The organism is Streptomyces sp. AK02-01A, from assembly GCF_033795305.1.
GTDB lineage: Bacteria > Actinomycetota > Actinomycetes > Streptomycetales > Streptomycetaceae > Streptomyces.
Window position 1 is genome coordinate 46,365 of sequence record NZ_JARBAE010000037.1, and the last position, 22,313, is coordinate 68,677.

21 protein-coding genes are annotated in these 22,313 nt (G+C 70.7%); 8 read left to right on the top strand and 13 right to left on the bottom strand.

The window, feature by feature from the left end; translation table 11 throughout:
• The first annotated feature begins 173 nt into the window (after window positions 1-173).
• Window positions 174-764, top strand: coding sequence for a hemerythrin domain-containing protein (locus PV679_RS27520; RefSeq protein ID WP_319683101.1), 591 nt, complete (start codon window positions 174-176; stop codon window positions 762-764).
• 214 nt (window positions 765-978) lie between these two features.
• On the opposite strand, the gene PV679_RS27525 is transcribed toward PV679_RS27520, so the two are convergent.
• Window positions 979-1,797 (bottom strand): SDR family oxidoreductase, encoded by an 819-nt coding sequence (locus tag PV679_RS27525; protein ID WP_319683102.1) that lies wholly within the window; start codon window positions 1,795-1,797, stop codon window positions 979-981.
• A 201-nt stretch (window positions 1,798-1,998) separates the two neighbouring features.
• On the bottom strand, window positions 1,999-2,937 hold the full coding sequence (locus tag PV679_RS27530) for an AraC family transcriptional regulator (RefSeq protein WP_319683103.1): 939 nt from the start codon (window positions 2,935-2,937) through the stop codon (window positions 1,999-2,001).
• Window positions 2,938-3,038: 101 nt separating this feature from the next.
• Between PV679_RS27530 and PV679_RS27535 the strand changes: the two genes are divergently transcribed.
• On the top strand, window positions 3,039-4,043 hold the full coding sequence (locus tag PV679_RS27535) for a zinc-dependent alcohol dehydrogenase family protein (protein ID WP_319683104.1): 1,005 nt from the start codon (window positions 3,039-3,041) through the stop codon (window positions 4,041-4,043).
• A 141-nt stretch (window positions 4,044-4,184) separates the two neighbouring features.
• Here PV679_RS27535 and PV679_RS27540 read toward each other — a convergent pair whose 3' ends face one another.
• Both PV679_RS27540 and PV679_RS27545 read right to left on the bottom strand, forming a co-directional pair.
• Entirely contained in the window at window positions 4,185-4,871 is a 687-nt protein-coding gene (locus PV679_RS27540; RefSeq protein ID WP_319683105.1) for a TetR/AcrR family transcriptional regulator, read from the bottom strand.
• Window positions 4,872-5,057: 186 nt separating this feature from the next.
• Entirely contained in the window at window positions 5,058-6,488 is a 1,431-nt protein-coding gene (locus tag PV679_RS27545) for an NAD(P)/FAD-dependent oxidoreductase (protein WP_319683106.1), read from the bottom strand.
• Window positions 6,489-6,613: 125 nt separating this feature from the next.
• Between PV679_RS27545 and trxA the strand changes: the two genes are divergently transcribed.
• Window positions 6,614-7,021: a thioredoxin gene (gene trxA / locus PV679_RS27550; RefSeq protein WP_319683107.1), complete on the top strand. Its 408-nt coding sequence runs from the start codon at window positions 6,614-6,616 to the stop codon at window positions 7,019-7,021.
• Window positions 7,022-7,139: 118 nt separating this feature from the next.
• On the opposite strand, the gene PV679_RS27555 is transcribed toward trxA, so the two are convergent.
• The 3 genes from PV679_RS27555 to PV679_RS27565 all read right to left on the bottom strand — a co-directional run bounded on the left by PV679_RS27555 (window position 7,140) and on the right by PV679_RS27565 (window position 9,979).
• Entirely contained in the window at window positions 7,140-8,327 is a 1,188-nt protein-coding gene (locus PV679_RS27555) for a 4-hydroxybenzoate 3-monooxygenase (protein ID WP_319683108.1), read from the bottom strand.
• A gap of 6 nt (window positions 8,328-8,333) precedes the next feature.
• A complete protein-coding gene (locus PV679_RS27560; protein ID WP_319683109.1) occupies window positions 8,334-9,524 on the bottom strand; it encodes a thiolase family protein in 1,191 nt (396 codons plus the stop codon).
• A 185-nt stretch (window positions 9,525-9,709) separates the two neighbouring features.
• A complete protein-coding gene (locus PV679_RS27565; RefSeq protein ID WP_319683110.1) occupies window positions 9,710-9,979 on the bottom strand; it encodes a hypothetical protein in 270 nt (89 codons plus the stop codon).
• 125 nt (window positions 9,980-10,104) lie between these two features.
• On the opposite strand from PV679_RS27565, the gene PV679_RS27570 reads away from it, so the two are divergent.
• Window positions 10,105-10,578 carry a type II toxin-antitoxin system PemK/MazF family toxin gene (locus PV679_RS27570; RefSeq protein ID WP_319683111.1) on the top strand — a complete coding sequence of 158 codons (474 nt, stop codon included), beginning with the start codon at window positions 10,105-10,107 and terminating at the stop codon, window positions 10,576-10,578.
• Window positions 10,579-10,648: 70 nt separating this feature from the next.
• Here PV679_RS27570 and PV679_RS27575 read toward each other — a convergent pair whose 3' ends face one another.
• Window positions 10,649-11,494 carry a TIGR02452 family protein gene (locus PV679_RS27575; protein ID WP_319683112.1) on the bottom strand — a complete coding sequence of 282 codons (846 nt, stop codon included), beginning with the start codon at window positions 11,492-11,494 and terminating at the stop codon, window positions 10,649-10,651.
• A gap of 171 nt (window positions 11,495-11,665) precedes the next feature.
• On the opposite strand from PV679_RS27575, the gene egtA reads away from it, so the two are divergent.
• Genes egtA through egtD form a run of 4 tightly spaced genes read left to right on the top strand, consistent with a single transcriptional unit; the run spans window position 11,666 to window position 15,982 of the window.
• Window positions 11,666-12,940 carry an ergothioneine biosynthesis glutamate--cysteine ligase EgtA gene (gene egtA, locus PV679_RS27580; protein WP_319683113.1) on the top strand — a complete coding sequence of 425 codons (1,275 nt, stop codon included), beginning with the start codon at window positions 11,666-11,668 and terminating at the stop codon, window positions 12,938-12,940.
• Entirely contained in the window at window positions 12,937-14,268 is a 1,332-nt protein-coding gene (egtB, locus tag PV679_RS27585; RefSeq protein ID WP_416069813.1) for an ergothioneine biosynthesis protein EgtB, read from the top strand. The genes egtA and egtB overlap by 4 nt, the downstream gene beginning before the upstream one ends.
• A complete protein-coding gene (egtC, locus tag PV679_RS27590; protein ID WP_319683114.1) occupies window positions 14,268-15,023 on the top strand; it encodes an ergothioneine biosynthesis protein EgtC in 756 nt (251 codons plus the stop codon). The genes egtB and egtC overlap by 1 nt, the downstream gene beginning before the upstream one ends.
• Window positions 15,020-15,982 carry an L-histidine N(alpha)-methyltransferase gene (egtD, locus tag PV679_RS27595; RefSeq protein ID WP_319683115.1) on the top strand — a complete coding sequence of 321 codons (963 nt, stop codon included), beginning with the start codon at window positions 15,020-15,022 and terminating at the stop codon, window positions 15,980-15,982. The genes egtC and egtD overlap by 4 nt, the downstream gene beginning before the upstream one ends.
• Here egtD and PV679_RS27600 read toward each other — a convergent pair.
• The 5 genes from PV679_RS27600 to PV679_RS27620 form a co-directional block, all read right to left on the bottom strand.
• Entirely contained in the window at window positions 15,877-16,848 is a 972-nt protein-coding gene (locus PV679_RS27600; protein ID WP_319683116.1) for a lysophospholipid acyltransferase family protein, read from the bottom strand. The two genes, egtD and PV679_RS27600, sit on opposite strands and share 106 nt — an antisense overlap.
• On the bottom strand, window positions 16,845-17,657 hold the full coding sequence (locus PV679_RS27605) for a GNAT family N-acetyltransferase (protein ID WP_319683117.1): 813 nt from the start codon (window positions 17,655-17,657) through the stop codon (window positions 16,845-16,847). Before PV679_RS27605 ends, PV679_RS27600 begins: the two co-directional genes overlap by 4 nt.
• A 215-nt stretch (window positions 17,658-17,872) precedes the next feature.
• On the bottom strand, window positions 17,873-19,123 hold the full coding sequence (locus PV679_RS27610; RefSeq protein ID WP_319683118.1) for an extracellular solute-binding protein: 1,251 nt from the start codon (window positions 19,121-19,123) through the stop codon (window positions 17,873-17,875).
• A gap of 188 nt (window positions 19,124-19,311) precedes the next feature.
• Complete coding sequence (locus PV679_RS27615; protein ID WP_319683119.1) at window positions 19,312-20,745, bottom strand: cellulose binding domain-containing protein; 1,434 nt, start codon at window positions 20,743-20,745, stop codon at window positions 19,312-19,314.
• Entirely contained in the window at window positions 20,742-22,313 is a 1,572-nt protein-coding gene (locus tag PV679_RS27620; protein ID WP_319683120.1) for a beta-N-acetylhexosaminidase, read from the bottom strand. The genes PV679_RS27615 and PV679_RS27620 overlap by 4 nt, the downstream gene beginning before the upstream one ends.

A 22,313-nucleotide genomic window follows, 5' to 3' on the forward strand; every position in this document is an offset into this window, starting at 1 on the left:
GCCGATCGAAAACGATATCCGGTCGTTCCGCCGGGAGCCCGGTGGGTCACCACCGCCGGGCCCGGAGTCCGGCGGGCGCGTCCACCCGGACGAAGGAACCGGCCGGCTGGTTTATCGACGCGGCCCTCTGGTGACTCGTATTCGATGCGAACGGTCGGCGGAAAGGAACGAAGATGAATGAGGCAGACGCGGAACGCGCCCAGGCGGCAGCACTGCCCGAGGACGACGTGGTGGCCATCCTGCTGCGCCAGCACGCCCGCATCCGGGACCTCTTCGCGGAGGTGAGGAACGCGCGCGGTGAGACCAAGCAGCAGGCGTTCGACGAGCTGCGGGCACTGCTCACCGTGCACGAGACGGCCGAGGAGATGATCATGCGCCCGGTCGCGAAGGACACCGCGGGCAAGGAGGAGGCCGACGCACGCAACCGGGAGGAGAAGGAGGCGAGCAAGGCACTCGCCGCGCTGGAGAAGATGGACGTCGGCAGTCCGGAGTTCAACGCCCGGTTCGCGGAATTGGAACGGGCCGTGTCCGACCACGCCGAACACGAGGAGCGGGAGGAGTTCCCCGCTGTGCGCGCCGCGCGCTCGGAGGCGCAGCTCAGGGAAATGGGCGCACGGCTTCGGGCGGCCGAGAAGATCGCGCCCACCCGCCCGCACCCGGCCGTCGCCGGTTCACCGATGGCTCAGTGGACCGTCGGCCCCTTCGCCTCGCTGGTCGACCGGACCAGGGACGCGATCAAGGGCAGTGGCGTGCCCGGCAGATGACCCGGCCCGGGCGCCGCTCTCCGGCACCTGTCCCCGGCGGCGGCCCGGGGACATCGGGAAAGGCGCCTCGCGTCCTGCCGTGTGGCGCGGAACGTCGTGCCGTGTGGCAGGGAACGTCCTGCCGTGTGGCGCGGAACGTCCTGCCGTGTGGCGCGGAACAGTCGGCGTTCTCCGGTGGTTCGCGATGATCGGCGGTCGCGCGGCGGTGGGCCGCTCAGGTGTGGTCGGTGATGGCCGCGCTGTCTTTCTGGGCCTCCACTTCGTGCAGTCGGGCGGTGAGGGAGGCATGCACGGCCTCGTAAGCGTCGCTGCCCAGTAGCAGCCTGCGAGGAGGCTTGGCCGCGTCGGCGGCGGAGATGACCGCGGTGGCCAGTCCGGCCGGATCGCCGATGGGCTCGGCGAAGTCGCGCAACACCTGTTCGCGCAGTTCCGCGTAGACCGGCAGCGCGGGCGAGACGTCCACGCTGCGGGTGTTGGCGTCGGTGCGGAATCCTCCCGGCTCGACCAGCGTGGTGGCGATGCCCAGCCCGGCGACTTCCTGAGCGAGCGCCTCGTAGAACCCTTCCATGGCCCACTTGGTCGCGTTGTAGACGCCCACGAACGGGAAGGCCGCCTGACCTCCGACGCTGGAGAACTGAATCAGGTGGCCACCGCCCTGACGGCGAAGGTGCGGAAGCGCCGCTCGGGCCAGGGTCATCGAGCCGAGCACATTGGTGTCGAGCTGGCGTGCGACCTGCTCGTCGGTCGCTTCCTCGACGGCGCCGACGAGTGAGTATCCGGCGTTGGAGACGACGACGTCGATGCGCCCCAGCGCGGCGAAGGCGTCGTCCACGCTTCGGCGCACCTCGGCGGGCCTGCTGACGTCGAGTTCGGCGCGCCACAGCAGGCTGCCGTACTCGGCCGCCAGGTCGTCCAGCGCGGCGGGACGCCGCAGAGTGGCGGCGACGCGGTCGCCGCGCGCGAGTAGCGCCTCGGTGAGGGCACGGCCGAAGCCGGTCGAGGTTCCTGTGATGAACCATGTCTTGGCTGCCATCGAGAGGCTCCTGTCTTGTCGGGCGGTGCCTGGTGAGCGGACACACTGGAGTCGGCCACGCTTAACGCACATTCCGTGTGTTAAATAAGCTACGGCACTCCCGCCGGGCACGCAACGCACAGCACGTGCGCTATCCAGGAGCGGTGCGCGGGAGCCGGGGCGGAGCCGGCCGCGCCACCGCGAATGCTCCAGGCGGCGAAGTCAGTGCTCCCCGCCACGGGCCGCCGCACGTTCCTTGCGGTACCGGCCCGGAGAGACTCCGTACTCCCTCTTGAACGCCTTGGCGAAGGCGAACTCGGATGAGTACCCGGTGCGTTGGGCCACCGTGCGCAGCGGAGCGTCATCCGTGCTCAGCAGCCGTCCCGCTGTGGTCATCCGCCACCAGGTGAGATACGCCAGCGGAGGCTGCCCCACCACGGTGGTGAACCGTCGCGCGAAGGCCGCCCGCGACAGCCCGCCACGCGCACCGAGTTCCTCGACCGTCCATGCGCGCGCCGGGTCGCGGTGAATGCCGTACAGCGCGGCGGCGATCGCGGGATCGCCGAGTGCCGCCGCCCAGCCGGTGGTCCCGGGCCCGGCGTGCTCCTCCAGCCAGGCGCGCAGGATGTAGAGCAGCAGCGTGTCGAGCAGCGCGGGCACGACCGCGTCCGAACCGGGCCCGGGCCGCTCCAACTCGCCGCCCAGCAGCTCGATGGCCGAGCGGAGCGCCGGGTGTGAGCCGAGCCGGGCCGGCAGATGGACGACGTCGGGCAGCCCGGTGAGCAGTGGATGCGCCCGCGCCCGGCTCAGCCGGTAGGCGCCGCACAGTATCAATGTGGACGGGCCGGACCCGGTCGGCACGTCCTCGCTGAGGACCCAGCTCCCGCCGGGCGCCTCTATGACGTCGACGAGAGGTGTCGCCGGATCGTCGGCAAGGCCGTGCCCGCGCCCGTGCGCAAGGAACACCACATCTCCGGGTGAGAGCGCGAGGGGCTCATCACACTCCGGTGGGATCAGCCAGCAGGAGCCCCGCAGCACGACATGGAAGCCCGCTCCGTCGGAGGCGCCGAACCGCAGCCCCCAGGGCGCGAACTTATGGGTGCGAGAGGAGTGTGGCAGCCCGGTGCGCATCGCGGCGATGGCGTCGCTGAGCACGTCCATGCGCGGAGCTTATCCGTACGTCCGGAGGTGAAGACGCTGGGACAAAAAGCGGAGATTTTGGAGCATGGAGAGTCTCACGGCAGTCCTCGTACGGTCACCTCATGACCAATTCCTCCACCGCACTGGCAGTGCTCTTCCATGAACTCGGCGGCCCCGACGTACTCAAGGTCGAGGAGATCCCGCTCGGCGCCCCGGGCCCGGACGAGGTCCGCGTCCGCGTCGACGCCCTCGGCCTCAACAAGGCTGACACCTTCTTCCGCGCGGGCACATACTTCTACCAACCGACCCTCCCGGGCTCCCGCAACGGCTACGAAGCGGCAGGTGTGGTGGAGGCGATCGGCACCGACGTGACCGGCTTCGTCCTCGGCGACCCGGTCGTCTCGGTCGGCAACTTCGAGCTGAGCCGCTACGGCGTCTACGGTGACCGCGTCATCCTGCCGGCCACCTCCGTGATCCACCGGCCCGACTCGGTGGACGCGGTGACGGGTGCCGCCGTCTTCCTCACGTACTGCACGGCGTACGGGGCTCTTATCGAGATCGGCAAGGTGCGCCCCGGTGACCACGTCCTGATCACCGGCGGCTCCAGCGGCGTCGGCCTCGCCGCGATCGAGGTCGCCAACCGTATCGGCGCCATTCCGGTCGTCACCACCCGCACCGCCGTCAAGAAGGAGCGACTCCTCGACGCGGGCGCCGCTCATGTGGTCGTCACCGACGAGGAGGACACCGTCAAGGAGGTCCGCGCCTTCACCGGCGGCCAAGGCGCCGAATTCATCTTCGACGCCGTCGGCGGCCCCGGCCTGCCACGCCTGAGCGAAGCCCTGGCCCACGCCGGCACCGTGATCATCTACGGCTGGCTCGACCAGCGTCCCGCCCATCTTCCGGTGAACTGGCCGTTGACCGTCACGGGTTACAACAACTTCGACATCACCGGCACCGCTGACGGCCGCCGCCGCGCCGCCCACTACATCAACACGGGTTTGGCCTCCGGGGCCTTCAAGCCGGTGGTGGACCGCGTCTTCGACGGACTGGAGGCGCTGCCGGACGCGCACCGGCACATGGACTCGAACACCCACCTGGGCAAGATCGTGGTCACTGTCGGCCACTGACCGAACGGCGCGGGCGCGTGAGGAGAGCGACACACCGCACGTCGTTCCCTCCCGCCCTGCGCCGTTGGCCGCCGGCGACGGACAATCGCGGTGTGTGGCAGCCCGGGACCACCGGCCCCACCGGAGGCGGGACTGACCGGCCTATCGCTTCCCGGCCGCGGACTCTGCCACCTCGGCCGAGATCCCGATACAGGCCGCGGTCAACAGGCGGGTCAGTGTGGGGACGAAGTCGAGGGCCCACAGAGGCGCGATCGTCCGGTCTTCGGCGTAGGCCCGCGCCAGCGCCTCCGGCGGGTGCGCGACCTGCCAGAGAGTCGCCGCAAGGGCATACGCGGTGGTCACGATGTCGAGTGCGCCGCGAGCGTCCAGCCCGGGCACACTGTTCCCGATCGCCTCAGCCATGGATTCGACGGCCACGCGGCTGCCGCGTTTGAAGGAGACGACGCGCTCGGCGTCGACGTCGTGCTCAAGGTGCAAGAAGACATTGGCGAGCAGGTCACAGAAGAGCGGATCCGCGTCCAGTCCTCTCGCCAGTGCCTCGGCGACCTCCCTGGGGGTCGCCGGCGCCTGGCCCGTCAGTTCATCGCTCACCGCGTCCGCCCAGCGCGTCCAGCCCTCCTCGGCCAGGTGCAGGAGAACCTCCTTGTGCGAGCTGAAGTAGCGCCGCACGGCGGAGTGGTGCACGCCCGCGCGCTCGGCGACGGCGGTCAGCGTCACCGATGCGACGCCGCTCTCCAGCGCCAGCGAGCGCGCGGCCTCGACCAGCGCGCTCGCCCTCTGACGCTTGTTCTCGGCGGAGCGCGCGCGCTGGAAGGAAGGGTTCGCCACCTCGACAGGATAGCGCACGCGCTGTGCGTTGCCCGGGCGTGGCCTCCATGGGAGGCCCAGTGGCATGCAGGCGTCAAGAGGCCGCTCACAGCGGAGCTCCGCCCATGTACGGCGCTCGCGTCCCTGGCGGAGCCCCGCCCGGGACGTCAGGCCTCAGCCTCAGGCCTCAGGCCTCAGCCTCAGGCCTCAGCCGCGATAGGTCTCCAGCAGCCGCAGCCACACCTCGCTGATCGTGGGATACGCCGGAACGGCATGCCACAGGCGGTCGATCGGTACCTCGCCGACCACCGCGATCGTCGCGGAGTGGAGCATCTCCCCGGCGGCCGAGCCGACGAAGGTGACACCGCGGAGGATCTCGCGGTCCAGGTCGACGATCATGCGAGCCCGGCCCGTGTAGCCGTCGGCGTAGAGGCTCGCGCCGGAGACGGCGCCCGTGTCGTAGTCGACCGCGCGGACACGGTGGCCCGCCGCCTCGGCCTCGGCGAGAGTGAGGCCGACCGAGGCGACCTCCGGATCGGTGAACACGACCTGCGTGACGGCGGCATGGTCGGCGGTGGCCGCGTGCGCGCCCCACGGGTCGCTCTCCAGCACGGGCACTCCCTGGGCCCTGGCGACAATGGCGGCGCCCGCGATACGTGCCTGGTACTTGCCCTGGTGCGTCAGCAGCGCGCGGCGGTTGACATCACCGACGCCGTAGAGCCAGGAGCTGCCCTCGACCCGGCAACTGTCGTCGACCTTGAGCCAGGAGCCGGGCTCCAGCCCGATCGACTCCATGCCGAGGTCGTCCGTGCGCGGGGCGCGACCGGTGGCGAAGAGCACCTCGTCGGCCTCGATCCGCTCACCACCCGCCAGCACGACGGTCACCGGGCCGGTTCCGCCGTCGCGTTCGACCGCGGCGACGGAGACCTCCGTACGGACCGTGGCACCCGCTTCCTTCAGCGCCGCGACGACCAGCTCACCGGCGAACGGCTCCATCCGGGGCAGCGGACCGCTGCCCCGGACCAGCAGCGTGACCTCGGACCCGAGCGCGCGCCACGCGGTGGCCATCTCCACACCCACCACTCCTCCGCCGACGACCACGAGCCGTCCCGGGACATGGTGGGAGCTGGTCGCCTCACGGCTCGTCCAGGGCCTGGCACCGGCGAGTCCCGGCAGATCGGGCAGCAGGGCCCGGCTGCCCGTACATACGGCGACGGCGTGGCGGGCGGTCAGTGTCTGCTCGTCGCCCTCCGGGCCCGTGACCGTCACCTTCTTCGTCCCGTCCAGCCGTCCCTGCCCCCGGTAGACGCGCGCTCCGATGCTGTCGAGCCACGCGACCTGTCCGTCGTCCTTCCAATGTGCCGCTATGTCGTCACGGTGGGCCAGCACAGCCGAGGCGTCGAGCGGCCCCTGTACGGACTGGCTCAGTCCCGGGACGCGACGGGCTTCGGCACGGGCGATCGCCGGGCGCAGCAGCGCCTTGCTCGGCATACAGGCCCAGTACGAGCACTCGCCGCCGACCAGCTCGCTCTCCACGACCGCCACACTCAGCCCGGCCGCTCTGGCGCGGTCGGCCACGTTTTCTCCGACCGGTCCCGCGCCGAGCACCACCACGTCATATTCCATCGCTTCCGTCATGGGCTCAGTCTGGTGCGGGAGGGGTCGCATGGCCAGACGATCTTCGGGAATGGGCGAGGAATACCGAGTGGACACCGGCGGTTGTCGCAGTCGGCTCATCACGGAATGGGAAGAGGTATCGGGTCATGACCACCATGGAACTCACCAAGGAAAACTTCGACCGGACGGTGTCGGAGAACGACTTCATCCTGATCGATTTCTGGGCTTCCTGGTGCGGCCCCTGCCGCCAGTTCGCCCCGGTCTACGAGAAGGCCTCGGAGCGTCACGAGGATCTTGTATTCGCCAAGGTCGACACCGAGGCGCAGCAGGAACTGGCCGCCGCCTTCGACATCCGCTCGATCCCGACGCTGATGATCGTCCGGGACAATGTCGCGGTGTTCGCCCAGCCCGGCGCGCTGCCCGAGGCAGCGCTGGAGGACGTGATCGGCCAGGCGCGCGCCCTGGACATGGACGAGGTCCGCAAGTCGGTCGAGGAGGCGGAGGCGAAGGCCAAGAGCGCCGGCTCCGTCGGCGGAGCTGACGGAGCCGTCTGACCGGCCGGACACATTCCGCACGGTTCTCGCTGTATGGCTGTATGTATGAACGACGGGCGCCGGGTCATGCCCGGCGCCGGGCCGGCCCGCCCGAGGCCGCGAAGCCGAATCCACGGGTTCAGCCGGTGGAGCACAGAGGCAAGCCCGTGTAGTTCGCGGCGAACTCGGCCGCGGCTTCGCGTGAGTCGGCGATCCGGTGCAGCCGCGCGAGCTGCATCCGGTCATGGAACGGGCTCGCGCCCGGTCGCATGTGCAGCATCGTTGTCAGGTCGTCCGAGAAGCGGGCCGCCTGCCACACTCGCCGCAGCGCCAACTCCGAGTAGGCGTCGAGCGGTTCGGTCGAGCCGGTGTGGTAGAGCGCCGCGAAGGCCCGAGCGAGCAAATGTACGTCGGCGACGGCGAGATTGAGGCCCTTGGCACCGGTGGGCGGCACGATGTGCGCGGCGTCGCCGGCCAGCAACAGCCTGCCGTACCGCATCGGCTCGGTCACACGACAGCGCATGGGAGTGACCGATTTGTCGGTGACCGGGCCGCGCTTCAGACGCCAGTCGGTGGAGTCGACGGCCAGGCGGGCATCGAGTTCGTCCCAGATCCGCTCGTCGGGCCAGTCGGGGGCGAGGGTTCCGTTCGGGACCTGGAGATAGAGCCGTGAGACCGACGGTGAACGCATGCTCTGCAGCGCGAATCCGGACGCGCCCCTCGCGTAGACCAGTTCCTCGGAGGACGGCGGGACATCGGCGAGGATGCCGAGCCAGGAGTACGGATAGTCCCGCTCGTACGTCCGGCGGACGGCAGCGGGAACCGCGGCGCGCGCGATCCCGTGGAAACCGTCGCAGCCCACCACGTAGTCACACTCCAGTGTCTGGTCGCGACCCGCGTGACGGAACCGCACAACGGGCCGGTCCGACAGCGCGCCCTCGATGGACAGTGCCGCGGCGCCGAACAACAGCGGTGGCCCGTCGGCCAGTTGGAGTCCGACCAGATCCTTCACGATCTCGGTCTGGGCGTAGATCATCACCGTGCGGCCATCGGTCAGCGAAGGGAAGTCGACGCGATGTGCCGCACGCTCGAAGCGCAGCTCGATCCCGCGGTGTTCCATGCCTTCGGCGTCCAGGCGCCCGGCGGCCCCGCAGGCGCGCAAGGCGTCGACGGTGCCCTGCTCCAGCATTCCGGCGCGCCGGCGGCACTCGACATGGCCGCGGGAGCGGTTCTCCAGCACCACACATCCGATGCCGGCCAGATACAGCGATCGGGCGAGCAGCAGACCGGCCGGGCCCGCGCCGATGACGCCGACGCCGGTACGCATCCGCTGTCAGCGTTCGAGGACGAGTGCGAGGCCCTGTCCCACACCGATACAGAGCGCGGCCAGGCCCGTCCCGGAGCCCGCCGCGGCGAGCTGATGGGCGACGGATCCGGCGAGGCGGGCACCGGAGGCGCCGAGCGGATGGCCGATGGCGATGGCGCCGCCGCGCGGGTTGACGACGGCCGGGTCGAGACCGGGCCATTCGGCGAGACAGCCCAGCGACTGCGCGGCGAAAGCCTCGTTGAGCTCGAATGTGGTGAGGTCGGCGAAGGTACGTCCGGCCTTGGCGAGGGCCCGTTGTACGGCGTCGACCGGGCCGAGGCCGAAGAGCTGCGGCTCGACGCCGGTGACGGCGGAGGTACGGATCCGGGCGAGCGGTTCGCGGCCGGTCTCGCGCAGCCCGTCCTCGTCGACGAGAAGCAGTGCGGCGGCGCCGTCGTTGAGCGGTGAGGCGTTCCCGGCCGTGACCGTCCCGGTGCCGTCGGTGCGGAACGCCGGTTTCAGCTTGGAAAGGGCCTCCATCGAGGTGCTGTCGCGGACGCACTCGTCGCGTGCGAGCTCCACATCGCCGTACTGGACCACCTCGGCGTCGTACAGACCGGCGGCCCACGCGGCGGCGGCCTTGCGGTGGCTGGCGAGGGCGAACGCGTCCTGCTGCTCACGGGTGATCGCGTGCTTGTCGGCGATCAGTTCGGCACCCTCACCGAGCGGGACGGTCCATTCGGCGGGCATCCTCGGATTGGTCATCCGCCAGCCCAGCGTGGTCGAGTGGAGCTGCTCGTGTCCGGCCGGATACGCCCGCCCCGGCTTCTGAAGGACCCACGGCGCCCGGGACATCGATTCGACACCGCCCGCCACGACGACCGACGCATCGCCGAGTGCGACGGCGCGAGCGGCCTGGATGACCGCTTCGAGACCCGAGCCGCAGAGGCGGTTGACGGTCACACCCGGTACGGACACGGGCAGTCCGGCCAGCAGGACCGCCATCCGCGCCACGTCCCGGTTGTCCTCACCGGCGCCGTTCGCGTCACCGAAGACGACATCGCCGATCCTGGCCGGGTCGAGGTCCGGAGTGCGTTCGACCAGCGACCGTACGACATGGGCGGCGAGGTTGTCGGGCCGCACGGAGGCCAGGGCGCCTCCGAATCTGCCGACCGGGGTGCGGACGGCGTCGACGATGTAGACGTCGCGAATGCTCATCGGGTCTCCGGCTTCTCTGCCACGGCGGCGACGTGGTTGTTCGCGTGGTGAACGATGGTTCACCATCGTCCGGGCCCGAGTCTCTGCCCGGCGCCGGACCATGTCAACGGACCTCCGGCCGCCGCCGTCACCGAGGCGGACCCGTGGGCGCGGGCCGCCGGCGGACCCACGCGCTCCTCCCCGGGTCAGGCCGGCGGGGCGGGGACAACGCGGACCGACAGGCCGTAGTCCAATTCCTCGCCGTCGATCAGCAGCGCTTCCACCGTGCGGGTTTCGGGATCGATGTCCGCCTCCACGCCGTTGCCCGCGTAGCGCGGGTAGCCGGACGATCCGGTGTCACCGGTGGCTTCGACGAGGGCCGACCGCAGGGCGTTCTCCGGCGCGGGCGGGCCCTCATGGTCCTCGGTGAACTCGGCCACCAGCAGAATCTCGAAGCGCCGCGGAACGGTAGTCATAGAGCCGACGCTAACCAGCCGGAGGCGGCGGCGCACCTCGCCGCGCGCTCGTACCGGCGGACGCCCGCGCCTGGTACGGCGACCCGCTCCACGGGCCCGCCCGTACGGGTTCTAACGTCATGCGGATGACGTCCTTCATCGATGCCGGCAACGGCGACACCGAGCGCGACTTCGACTTTCCCGGCCGCAGCGGCCCGAACGCCACGACCGAGGCCAGGCCCCGTGAGGTGGGCCCGGTCCGTACCTCGTACGCCCCGGAACACGACGGCGATCCCGATCCCGGCGAGATCGTCTGGACCTGGGTGCCCTATGAGGAGAACGACGGGCGCGGCAAGGACCGTCCCGTGCTGGTGGTGGCCCGTGAGGCGGCCGGCACGCTGCTGGCCGTACAGCTCTCCAGCAAGCGCCATGCGCACGACCGGGAATGGGTGCCGATCGGGGTGGGCCCGTGGGACCGCGCCGGCCGTGAGTCCTGGGTGGCCGTCGACCGGGTGCTGCGGGTTCACGAGAAAGGAATGCGGCGCGAGGCCTGTGCCCTGGACCGCGGGCGGTTCAATCTGGTGGTCAACCGGCTGAGGGAGCGCTACGGCTGGCAGTGAGCCGTCCCCGGTGTGAGCCCCGGCCGGAGCTTTCGCGGCGCCGCCGGGGTTCACGACGGGCGGACAGGGCCTACGGCCGGAGCTGTCCCGCGAACACCTGCCGGAACGCTCCCAGCGTCGTCGCGCCGGCCGTCCGGTCCAGCACCGCGAAGACCACCTCGTCGAAGTGGCGCGCGAACCGGCCCTCGCCGGTGAGCGGCGTCCGGAACGCCTCCGCGACCCGCACCGGGTCATTGCGGAAGACCCCGCAGCCCCAGGCGCCCAGTACCAGCCGGCGGTAGCCGCGCTCCGCCGCCGTCTCCAGCACCCGCTCGGCACGCGAGGCCAGTGCGGCCGGAATCCGCGGGACGTCCTCCGGAGCGCGCTGCGCGATCACTCCCGCGTTCGGCGCGGGCGAGGTGAGAAAACCGACAGCGAACGGCGTGTCGAGCAGCCGGCCCCGGTCGTCGCGGAAGACCGGCACACCGGGCGAGTGAATCACCCGGTCGGTGTAGAACGGACTCGGGTCCGCGCGGTGGTGAGCGTAGAACTCGGGCGCGCGCAGGAGGGTGGCGTACAGCGCGGAGGCCCGGCAGAGCGCCTCCTCCTGGGCCTGGGCGCCATGGAGATAGCCGCCACCGGGATTGCGCGCGGAGGCGAAGGTGAGGACGGCCACGCTGTCCGGCCCGGCCGCGGTCAGCCGCCGGGCCGCCTCCAGACTGCTCTCGCCGGTGACCTCGACGACGGCGGTCCGGCGCGTCGTGCGGTCCGTGTCCGGCGTGACCGGCACCGGCCCGGGACCGTACATCGCGGTCCCCGCCAGCGCCGCGTCGCGGGCCTCGTGAATCGCCACGTCACGGCCGTCCGACGCACGGTAATTCCCCGTTCGGACGATCTCCTCGGTTTCCTTCGCGATGCCCCGCAGCCGCGCGCTCATACGGGAATGTTGCGTGAACGATCTCGTCCGGGGCAACCGCTTTTCTGACGAAATACTGACCGCAAGGGCACTCTTGTGCGAAGCAGCGAGAGTCCCGTTAGGTTGGACGAAGCGCTCCACTCCGACCCTCGGAGCGGAGTCGGTCACGGTCTTCGACAGGAGGATCCGGCCATGCCCACTGACAGTTTCAACGACGACGGACCAGCCCTCGGCGAGAACGACGCCGAAGATCTTTTGCGCGGTATCTGTTTCAAGACGGGCCCGCCCCGCACCGTGGGCGTCGAACTCGAATGGCTCGTCCACGACCTGCACTCCCCCGAACGTCCCGTCCCGGCCGGCCGTCTCAAAGAGGCGTTCGACGGCCTGCGGACCCTGCGCCTTCAATCGGCGCTCACCTTCGAACCCGGCGGCCAGCTGGAGCTCAGCTCGGCGCCCGCCGCGTCGCTGATGGAATGCATCACCTCCACCGCCACGGACCTCGACACCGTACGTCCGGCACTGCGTACGGCCGGACTCGCTCTCGCCGGTCTCGGACAGGACCCCTGGCACTCACCGGACCGGATGCTGCGCGAGCCGCGCTATGACGCCATGGAGGCGTATCTCGACCGGATCGGTCCGGCGGGCCGCGCCATGATGCGGACCACCGCCTCCATCCAGGTCTGTCTGGACGCGGGCCACGAGGAGCCGGGCCCTCTCGGCTACGGCAGGCGCTGGCAGCTCGCCCATCTGCTGGGCGCAGTGCTGGTCGCCGCGTTCGCCAACTCCCCGATGCGGGAAGGCAGACAGACCGGCTGGCGCTCCACCCGGCAGGCGATGTGGGCCCAGTTGGACCCGGCCCGCACCTCGGCGCCGTCCGGACGGCGCGAGCCGCGTGCCGCCTGGGCCGCCTACGCCCTCGACGCACCGGTCATGTGCGTCCGGGCGCCCGAGGGCCCGTGGACGGTGCCGGAAGGACTCACCTTCCGGGACTGGATCCGGTCAGGGCTGCCGCGGCCGCCACGGCTGGCTGATCTCGAATACCACCTCACCACACTCTTTCCGCCCGTTCGGCCGCGCGGCCATCTGGAACTGCGGATGATCGACGCCCAGCGCGGCGACGACGGATGGATGGTGCCGCTCGCCGTCACCACGGCACTGTTCGACGATCCGGCGGCCTCCGAGACCGTCTACCGCACCGTCAAGGCACTCGCCGAGACGGCGGGCTCACGGCCGGCGCCGCGCAACCTCCTCTGGGTCAACGCCGCACGGTACGGGCTGGCCGACCCGGAACTGCACGCCGCCGCGGCGGCGTGCTTCGCCGTCGCCATGGAAGCACTTCCACGCATGGGCGCCACAACGGCCGTACAGGAAGCGGTCGCGGCCTTCAACGACCGCTATGTCCTGCCGGGCCGCTGTCCCGCCGACGATCTGCGCACGCCTGTGACCGGGAAGGACCTCCGCACATGACCGAGACCGCCGAGACCGTCAAGACCGCCGAGATGACGGCCGAACAGCTCCGGCGGCGCGCGGTCGACGCGCTGACGGCCGCGCGGGACCGTACCGCGCTGCTGACCTCCTGCGTCGACGACCACGATCTGACCGCGCAGCACTCGCCGTTGATGTCCCCACTGGTCTGGGATCTCGCACACATAGGCAATCAGGAAGAGCAGTGGCTGCTGCGCACCGTCGCGGGCCGCGACGCCATCCGTCCCGAGATCGACTCGGTGTACGACGCCTTCGAGCATCCCCGGTCCGCGCGGCCCGCACTGCCGCTGCTGCCGCCCGCCGAGGCACGTGCGTACGCCTCCGACATACGGGGCCGGGTCCTGGACGTCATCGAACGAACCCCACTGCACGGCGGTCCGCTGCTGGACGCGGGCTTCGCCTTCGGCATGATCGCCCAGCATGAGCAGCAGCACGACGAGACGATGCTCATCACCCACCAGCTCCGCCAAGGACCCGCCGCGCTGACCGCGCCGCCGCCGCCCGCCGGGGACACCGCCGGGCTGGCCGCCGAAGTCCTCGTGCCGGCCGGGCCGTTCACGATGGGCACCTCGGCCGAGCCCTGGGCTCTGGACAACGAACGTCCCGCGCACCAGCGGCTCGTACCCGCCTTCTTCATCGACACCGTGCCGGTGACCAACGGCGCCTATCAGCACTTCATGGCGGACGGCGGCTATACCGACGAACGCTGGTGGGCACCGGAGGGCTGGGCCCAGATCCGCGAGCACGGCATCGGCGCGCCACTGTTCTGGCGGCGCGAGGGCGGACAGTGGCTGCGCCGGCGCTTCGGAGCGGTGGAGCCGGTACCGGCGGACGAGCCGGTGCTCCATGTGAGCTGGTACGAGGCCGACGCGTACGCCCGCTGGGCCGGGCGGCGGCTGCCCAGCGAGGAGGAGTGGGAGAAGGCCGCCCGGCACGATCCGGTCTCCGGCCGGTCGCTGCGCCATCCGTGGGGCGACGACGACCCCACTCCGGAGCGGGCCAATCTGGGCCAGCGCCATCTCCAGCCCGCTCCTGCCGGAAGCTATCCGCGCGGCGCCTCACCGCTCGGTGTACGGCAGTTGATCGGTGACGTCTGGGAGTGGACGTCGAGTGACTTCCTGCCCTATCCGGGCTTCGCGTCCTTCCCGTACCGCGAGTACTCCGAGGTGTTCTTCGGCAGCGCACACAAGGTGCTGCGCGGCGGATCGTTCGCGGTGGACCCGGTGGCCTGCCGCGGCACGTTCCGCAACTGGGACCTGCCGGTGCGCCGTCAGATCTTCTCCGGTTTCCGTACCGCGAGGGATATCTGATGTGCCGTCATATCGCTTTCCTCGGGCCTCCGTCGGCGCTCGGCGAGGTGCTGGTCGCGCCTGCTCACGCGCTGTACCGGCAGTCCTGGGAGCCGCGCCGCCAGCGGAACGGGACCGTCAACGCGGACGGTTTCGGTGTCGGCTGGTACGCGGAGGGCGATCCGTCGCCCGCGCGCTACCGGCGCGCCGGCCCGATCTGGGCCGACCTCGGCTTCACCGATCTGGCGCGGGTGATCCGTACCGGCGCGCTGCTCGCCGCGGTACGGGACGCGACCGCGCCGGGCGCGGACGGAGAGGCGGCCGCCGCGCCCTTCGCCGACGGCCGCTGGCTGTTCAGCCACAACGGCGCGGTGGGCGGCTGGCCCGGGAGTCTCGCGGCGCCGGCCGCCTCGCTGCCCGCGGAAGAGCTCCTCTCGCTGCCGGCCCGCAACGACTCCGCGGTGGTGTGGGCCCTGCTGCTGCACCGGCTGCGGGCCGGCGACGAGCTGGGACAGGCGCTGGCCGACACCGTTCTCGATGTCGCGACGGCCGCGCCGGCGTCCCGGCTCAATCTGCTGCTGACCGACGGCGACCGTATCGCGGCGACTGCCTGGGGGGACTCGCTGTGGTATCTGGCCGGACCCGGCCACCGCTCGGTGGTGGCCTCGGAACCGTACGACGACGATCCGGACTGGCGCGAGGTTCCCGACCGCACCCTGCTGGTCGCGACCCGCACCGACGTATCGCTCACCCCTCTCAAGGAGCCACCCGCGTGAGCCCGTTCCTGTTGACCCGCACCCTGCCCGAGGACGCCACCGACGCCGCTCTGCGCGCCGATGTGCTCCAGGGACTGACCCGTACGCCCAAGACACTGCCGCCGAAGTGGTTCTACGACGCCCGCGGCAGCGAACTGTTCGAGGAGATCACCCGGCTTCCCGAGTACTACCCGACCCGTGCCGAGCGGGAGATCCTGCTCGCCCGTGCGCCGGAGATCGCCGCGGCGACCGGCGCGCGCACCCTGATCGAGCTCGGGTCCGGATCCTCCGAGAAGACCCGCCATCTGCTGGACGCGCTGACGGCGCTGCACACCTATGTGCCGGTCGATGTGAGCGAGAGCGCGCTGACCGGAGCCGCCGAGTCACTGCTCGCCGAGCGGCCCGGACTCCATGTGCACGCGCTGATCGCCGACTTCACCCAGGGCCTGGTGCTGCCCGGGATCCCGGGGCCGCGGCTGGTCGCGTTCCTCGGCGGCACGATCGGCAATCTGCTGCCCGCCGAGCGTGCGGCCTTCCTGGCGTCGGTCCGGGCGCTACTGGCGCCCGGCGACGCGCTGTTGCTCGGTACGGATCTGGTGAAGGACAAATCCGTACTGGTCAGGGCCTATGACGACACGGCCGGTGTGACGGCCGCGTTCAACAAGAACGTCCTGCTGGTCATCGACCGGGAGCTGGGCGCCGACTTCGATCCTGGCGACTTCGACCATGTGGCGCTCTGGGATCCCGGGCACGAGTGGATCGAGATGCGGTTGCGGGCGCGGCGAGCACTCACCGTGAAGGTCCGCGAACTCGATCTCGTGGTGCACTTCGAGGCCGGTGAGGAGGTACGTACGGAGGTGTCTGCGAAGTTCCGTCAGGACGGCGTCCGGGCGGAGCTGGCCGGTGCTGGGATGGAGTTGACACACTGGTGGACCGATGAGGCGGGCAGGTTCGCGCTGTCGCTCGCGACGGCGGTCTGAGCGGCCATGAGCCACTCCGCGTCCTGAGCCGTGGTGCTCCGGACGGCGGCGGCGCCGGCTGTCGCGCCCTGGACCATGGCGGTCCGGGCCGCATGGGCCAGTGCGCGGCGGTCGGTGTGGCGCCCGGCGGGGATCAGCGGCAGGACCGTGATCTCCGCCGTGAGCCCGCCGGCCGCCACGACCCGCCACAGTGAGGCCGGCAGTGTGTCGTCTCCGACGAAGGAGGGAGCGCCGGAGGGCCGGCCGTCCGCCGCGCGGTAGGTGATGCGTACCGGCCGGACGGCGGTGCCCGCGTCCAGCGCGGACTGGAAGACGGCCGAGGTGAACCGGCCGTGGTCCCGTCCGCACCAGGTGCATGCCTCGGGAAAGACGATCACCCGGGATCCGGCGGAGAGCGCGGCGGCGAGGGTCCGTACGGTGCCCGGCAGGGCCCGCAGCCGCTCGCGCTCCACGAACAGCGTGCCGCCACGGGCGGCCATCGCTCCCATGACGGGCCAGCGGCGTATCTCGCTCTTGGCCAGCATCCGTCCCGGGAAGACGGCGGCGATCAGCGGTATGTCCAGCCAGGAGATGTGGTTGGCGACAACCAGTACGCCGGTCCTGAGGCCGGGCTCGGGCTCTCCGGCGAACCGTATGCTCACCCGCAGCCCGAAACACCGGAGCACCGTGCGCGCCCAGCGGCGGGTCAGCCGGTCCCGGGTCGCACCGCTCAGCAGGGCCACGAGCGGTGTCAGCGACACTCCGGCCACGACGAGCGTGATCCCCGCCAGCAGCCGGCCCACCGCGACGAGCGGACCGGCGGGCGCTCCGTGGTGGGTGGAACAGCCGTCCGGTGTGCAGGGCGCCGTGGGCAGCCAGCCGCTCACGCGGCTGGGACGAGCGAGAGGAAGTGGCGCAGGTAACGAGGGTTGGCGCGATTCATGGACAGCAGAACATACAGGTCCGCCACGCCGAACTCCGGGTCGTGCGCGGGCGCGCCGCACACCCAGGCACCGAGGCGCAGATAGCCGCGCAGCAGCGGCGGCAGCTCGGAGGACGGGGCCGCGGCCGCGCTGGAGTCCGGCGTCCAGAGCCGGTGCGGGGTGACCCAGTACTCCTCGGGCGCCAGGTGCTTGTTCTTCACCGTGGTCCAGGTCGAGGCCGCCAGTGCGCCGCCGTCGGCGAGCGGGATCGAGCAGCAGCCGGCGAGCCAGTTGTGTCCGCTGACGGTCATATAGCGGGCGAGTCCCGCCCAGATCAGGGCGATCACACCGCCGGTGCGGTGCAGAGGATGGACGCAGGAGCGGCCGACCTCGACCAGGTCGTGGCGGATCGGGCCGAGCCTGGACAGGTCGAATTCGCTGTCGGAGTAGATCCGTCCGGCGGCGCGGGCGCGGTCGGGCGGCAGCAGCCGGTATGTCCCGACCACCTCGCCGGTGTTCTCCTCCCGGACCAGCAGATGGTCGCAGTACTCGTCGAAGGCGTCGATGTCGTACCCGGGCTCGGGTCCGTCGAGCCGAGCACCGAGCTCACCGGCGAAGACCAGATGACGCAGCCGCTGCGCGGCCCGTACGTCCTGCCGGTCGCGGGCGAGTGAGACCACATAGCGGGGCTCGGCGTCGGCTCGGCCGGTTATGGGGACGGGCGTGACGGATGAGGCGGGGACGGCCAGCGGGGCGGGCGCGACGGTGGACATGGCAGACTCCTTTGCCGGTGGAAAAGCCGGGCGACCGGGGCGCGGCGCTGACGCGTCGGCCCGGCACCTTGTTTCTTCCGTGAGCGGCTGGATTTGACATGACCACACGGCGGAGTGTGGATGTGAGACGGCTGAATGGCGGGGGCGGGCCGTAGCGGCCGGCCGCCGCGACCGGGCCGTAGCCGCGCGCGGACAGGGCCCGCTCGCCGCGTATGTCAGCCGGAGGCCAGCTCGGCGCTGATGCGCTCGGAGGCTGCCTTCGCGGCCTCCTCCGGGTCCCCGCCCTCCAGGACGGCCGTCATATACGGCTTGATCGGGTTGTCCGCCTCGACGCTCGCCCACTGCGAGGAGTTGGGAGTGGCCCGGCCGCGCGCGGCCCCTTCGGCCATCGCGGCCGTGCTCTCGTCTCCGCGGACGACACCGGCGAGCGATGCCTTGTTCGGCACATAGCTCATGGTCCTGGCGAGTTCCGTCTGCCATTTCTCGCCCGCCAGCGCCTTCACCACCTCGACGGCCGCCGAGTGATGGCTGGAGTTCTTCGGCACGATCAGGTCGGAACCGCCGGTGAAGACGGCACCGGGCTTGTCGGCGGTCTTGCCCGGGATGGGAAAGAAGCCGAGCTTGCCCCGCAGCCCGGGGTTCTTCTCCTCGATGATCCGCGCCGAGCTGGGAGTGGCGATGATCTGTGCGACATCACCCTTGGCGAAGACGTCCGCCTGCGGCGGCTTGGCCTCGTCGGAGTTCTTCGGGCCGTTGCCCAGCGACTGGAGATCCTTGTAGAAGGCCATCCCTCTGAGCGCGGCGGGCGAGTCGACCGTGCCCTGCCATTCGCCGCCGGTCTCGACCGCCAGTTCACCGCCCTCGTCCCAGATGAAGCCCGAGAGGGTGTACCAGTCCTGTCCGGCGAGGTAGATGCCCTGGTTGCCGTCGCTGTTCAGCTCGGTGGTGTCCGCCAGCCACTGCTCGCGGGTCTTCGGCGGCTCCTCGATCCCGGCGAGCGAGAAGAGCTCCTTGTTGTAGATCACGATCCGGTTGGCCGCGTACCACGGAATGCCGAACTGCGCGCCCTTGATGCTGCCCGGCTGGGCGAGGCCCGGCAGCCAGTCGTCGCTGCCCAGGTCCCGTACCGACTCCAGCGTGAGATCCCGCAGATTGCGGCTCTCCGCGTACTGCGCGACCTGGGTGTTGCCGACCTCGATGACATCCGGCGCGTCCTCGCTGTCGATCGCGGTCAGCACCTTCTCGCCGATGCCGGTCCACTCCTGGATCTTGATGTCCAGTTCGACGGACGGGTGTTCGTTCTCGTACTCGCTCACGAAGCGCTTGAGGAAGTCGTCCGAGACGCTGTCCTTCATCAACCAGACGGTGACCGTGGTGGAGTTGGCGCCGCCCGGCAGCATTGCGCAGCCGCCGAGCGCTACGGAGGACACCAGGGCCAGGGTGCGGACGAAACAGCGGTTCTTCACGTGGGTCAACCTTCTGGCGTGTTGGCACGAAGAGGGAGCCCGACGTGGGGGAGCGAACGCGGTTCGCACCGGGTGGGTGGGATTTTGGTATGTACCAATGAGTCGGTCAAGTCGTGACTCAAACGGGAGAGGGACGGACGCCCGTACGGCGCCCGCCCCTTGCCCGCGGTCCGGTCCCGCGCGGTCCGTCACTGGCCGCCGGGCACCGTGTCCTCGAAGGTGGTTCCCGCGGCGCGGTAGGCGTTGACCTTGGCGCTGACCTGCGCCGGAGTCAGTACCTGATCCTTGACGTGCAGGACGTAGTCAACTTTCTGGTCATACGCCCTCGGTGTGGTGCTGGTCTGTCCCGCCAGATCGATCAGCCATTGGTTGAAATTGATCGACATGGGCCGCTCGGGCAGATAGCGGGCATCGTGCGTGCCGAAGGACTGTCCGTCGACGTAGTAGGTGATGGCGCTGTTGTCGATGGTGACGACGAGATCGTGCCAGCCCGCGTAGCTCGTGCGCGCCTCGGAGTGCTGGTTGACCGCCTCCCAGGGATCGGGCCGGTAGGTCTCCCAGGACGTGGTGTAGAGGATGTTGGACGGCTCGCCCCAGCCGCCGTTCGGGAGATATTCGAAGTCGTACTCCGCGTAGTTGTCCGCCATCGGGGCCGTGAGGTCGTTGATGGTGAAGAACGTCTGCACGAGATGGTCGCCGTCCGGGCCCGACTTGGGCGTGTCGGAGAACCTCACCCGGGCCGCGTAGGTGCCGTTCTTGAACTTCATGGCCTGGGTGAGCACTTCGGTCTGCTCGGTCGACGCGCCCGTACCGGCGGTGGACGTCTCCAGGTTCATGACCGAGTTCGTTCCCTCATTGGCGAAGGTGACGTTCTCCGGTGCCCAGGTCGCGCCCGGCACGCCGGGCCCTCCGGAGTTCGAGCGCACACTCCAGCCGTGTGAGCCGATCGCCGGATCCGTGTGCGACGTGTAGTTGAAGTCGTCGAAGAGCGCGGCCCCGCCGGCCGGCGGGTCGGTGGGCGGGTCGGTGGGCGGGTTCGTCGGACCGCCCGGGTCGTTGCCCGTCGGCGCCGTGCCCCAGACGAGGGCGCCGCCGACCGTGGCGGTGGCCCTGGTCCAGTCTCCGTACGCGGTCTGCGAGGCGCCGAAGCTGTAGTCGTCGCTCTGGTTGAGCGACGCCCAGTTGGAGCGGTAGAAGCGCAGTTGCATGTCGCCCGTGTCGGCACCGGCGCCGAGAGAGCCCGCGCCGGCGGTGAAGCCGATCTCCAGATAGCGGTCGGCGGTCGCGGTCGGAGCGGCCAGACTGCCGAAGGTGCCGGTGATGTTCGCACAGCCCTTCACCGCCCAGGAGCAGGCGAAGGTGTACGAGGCTCCGGCGTCGGCCTTGAAGTAGTAACGGATTTTGACGGTGCTGAGAGAGACGGTGGAGCCGGAGGTGTTGACCACCTTGAACCAGGGCTCGGCCTGGTCGGATCCGGTGGAGCTCTGGCGGTACTGGACCTTCACCGACGGGTCGGCGGCGGCGGCCGGCAGCGCGGTCAGCGCGGCACAGCCCAGTCCGGCCGCCGCGCCCAGGGCGACGGCGGTACGTATCCGTGCGGCGGTGCTCGCTCGTCTGGTCATCGACCGGATTCCTCTCCTGGCGTGGGGTTGAGCGGAGGGTCGTGCGGGTCGTGCGGGGGACGGCCCGGTACGCGGAGCGCGTCGAGCCGGGTTCGGTGGTGGGTCAGCCGACGCAGAAAGCCCGGCCAGTCCCGCTGCGCGGACCAGGCCGTCTCGGCGAGCGCGCAGAGCCGTGGGAAGGCCAGATACTCGGCGTGCGCGGCGGTGGGTACGTACTCGCTCCACAACTGCGCCTGCGTCCCGAGGACTCTGGCGGCCGCCTCCGGCTCCCAGCCGGCGGGCGCCGGTTCGAGGTCGTACACATCCCGCAGGGACACCACACCGCCGGGCTGGCCCGGCGGTTCGTCGAGGCGCTCGCTCTGCGGGTAGTCGAGATACGTGGAGCGGTAAGGAGCCATGATCACGTCCTGGCCCCGGCGGGCGGCGGTGAGTCCGTGCTCGGCGGCGCGCCACGGTACGGCGGTGAAGGCGGTGGGCAGATCGCTGCCGGACTCGGTCCAGCCCAGCGGGCGCCGTCCGTTCTCGGTCAGAAAGCCGCCGACACGGTCCATGAACCAGCCGTGCAGCGCCTCCGGTCCGGCGAGGCCCTCGTCCACGGCACGGCGGCGCGCGGCGGGCGAGCGCTGCCACTCGGTGGTCGGGCACTCCTCGCCGCCGATGTGCACATGCCGGGACGGAAAGGTGTCCATCACCTCGCCCAGTACGGTGCGGCAGAAGTCGAGGACCTGGTCGTGGACGCCGAGGACGTTCTCACACACACCCCAGCGGTCCCACACGGTGAGCCGGCGCGACGGGTCGTTGCCGAGCTCGGGATACGCGGCGAGTGCGGCCCGTACATGACCGGGCATCTCTATCTCCGGTACGACGGTGACGCCGCGGGCCGCGCCGTACGCGACCAGGCCGCTGAGCTCCTGCCGCGTGTAGGCGCCGCCGTGCGGCTCGCCGCCCACCTCGGTGAGCCTCGGGAAGGCGGCGACGGGCATCCGCCAGCCCTGGTCGTCGGTGAGATGCAGATGCAGCACATTGAGCTTGTGCAGGGCGAGCAGATCGGTGAACCGGCGCAGGAAGGACACCGGCCGGAAGCGGCGCGCCACATCGAGCATGGCGCCGCGCCAGGCGAAGCGCGGCACATCGGTGATCTGGACACACGGCAGAGACCACTCCGTGCCGCGCACCGGCTCGTGCGACAGCGCTCGCGGTGGCAGTAACTGACGGATCGTCTGAACACCACGCAGCAGGCCCTCTCGGCACCCGGCGCGCAGGAGTACCGCGTCGGTGCCGACGGTGAGTCCGTATCCCTCCTGTCCGAGGCCGCCGAGAGCGGGATCGAGTACGAACACGATCCGGCCGTCGTCGGCGACCGGCAGCGGCAGTCCGGTGGCCGGCGCGAGCAGAGTGCGGAGCAGAGTGGCGGCGTCGCGCGCACCGCCGGGAGCGGCCCGTACGGCGGTGTGTTCGTCGACGGTGAACCGGCCCGGGAGCGAGGTCAGTTGGGAAGGCCTCGGGATCAGCGCGATTCCGGTGTGGTGCGCGGCGGACGGCGCGGCGGGCTGTGCGAAGGCGGTCAT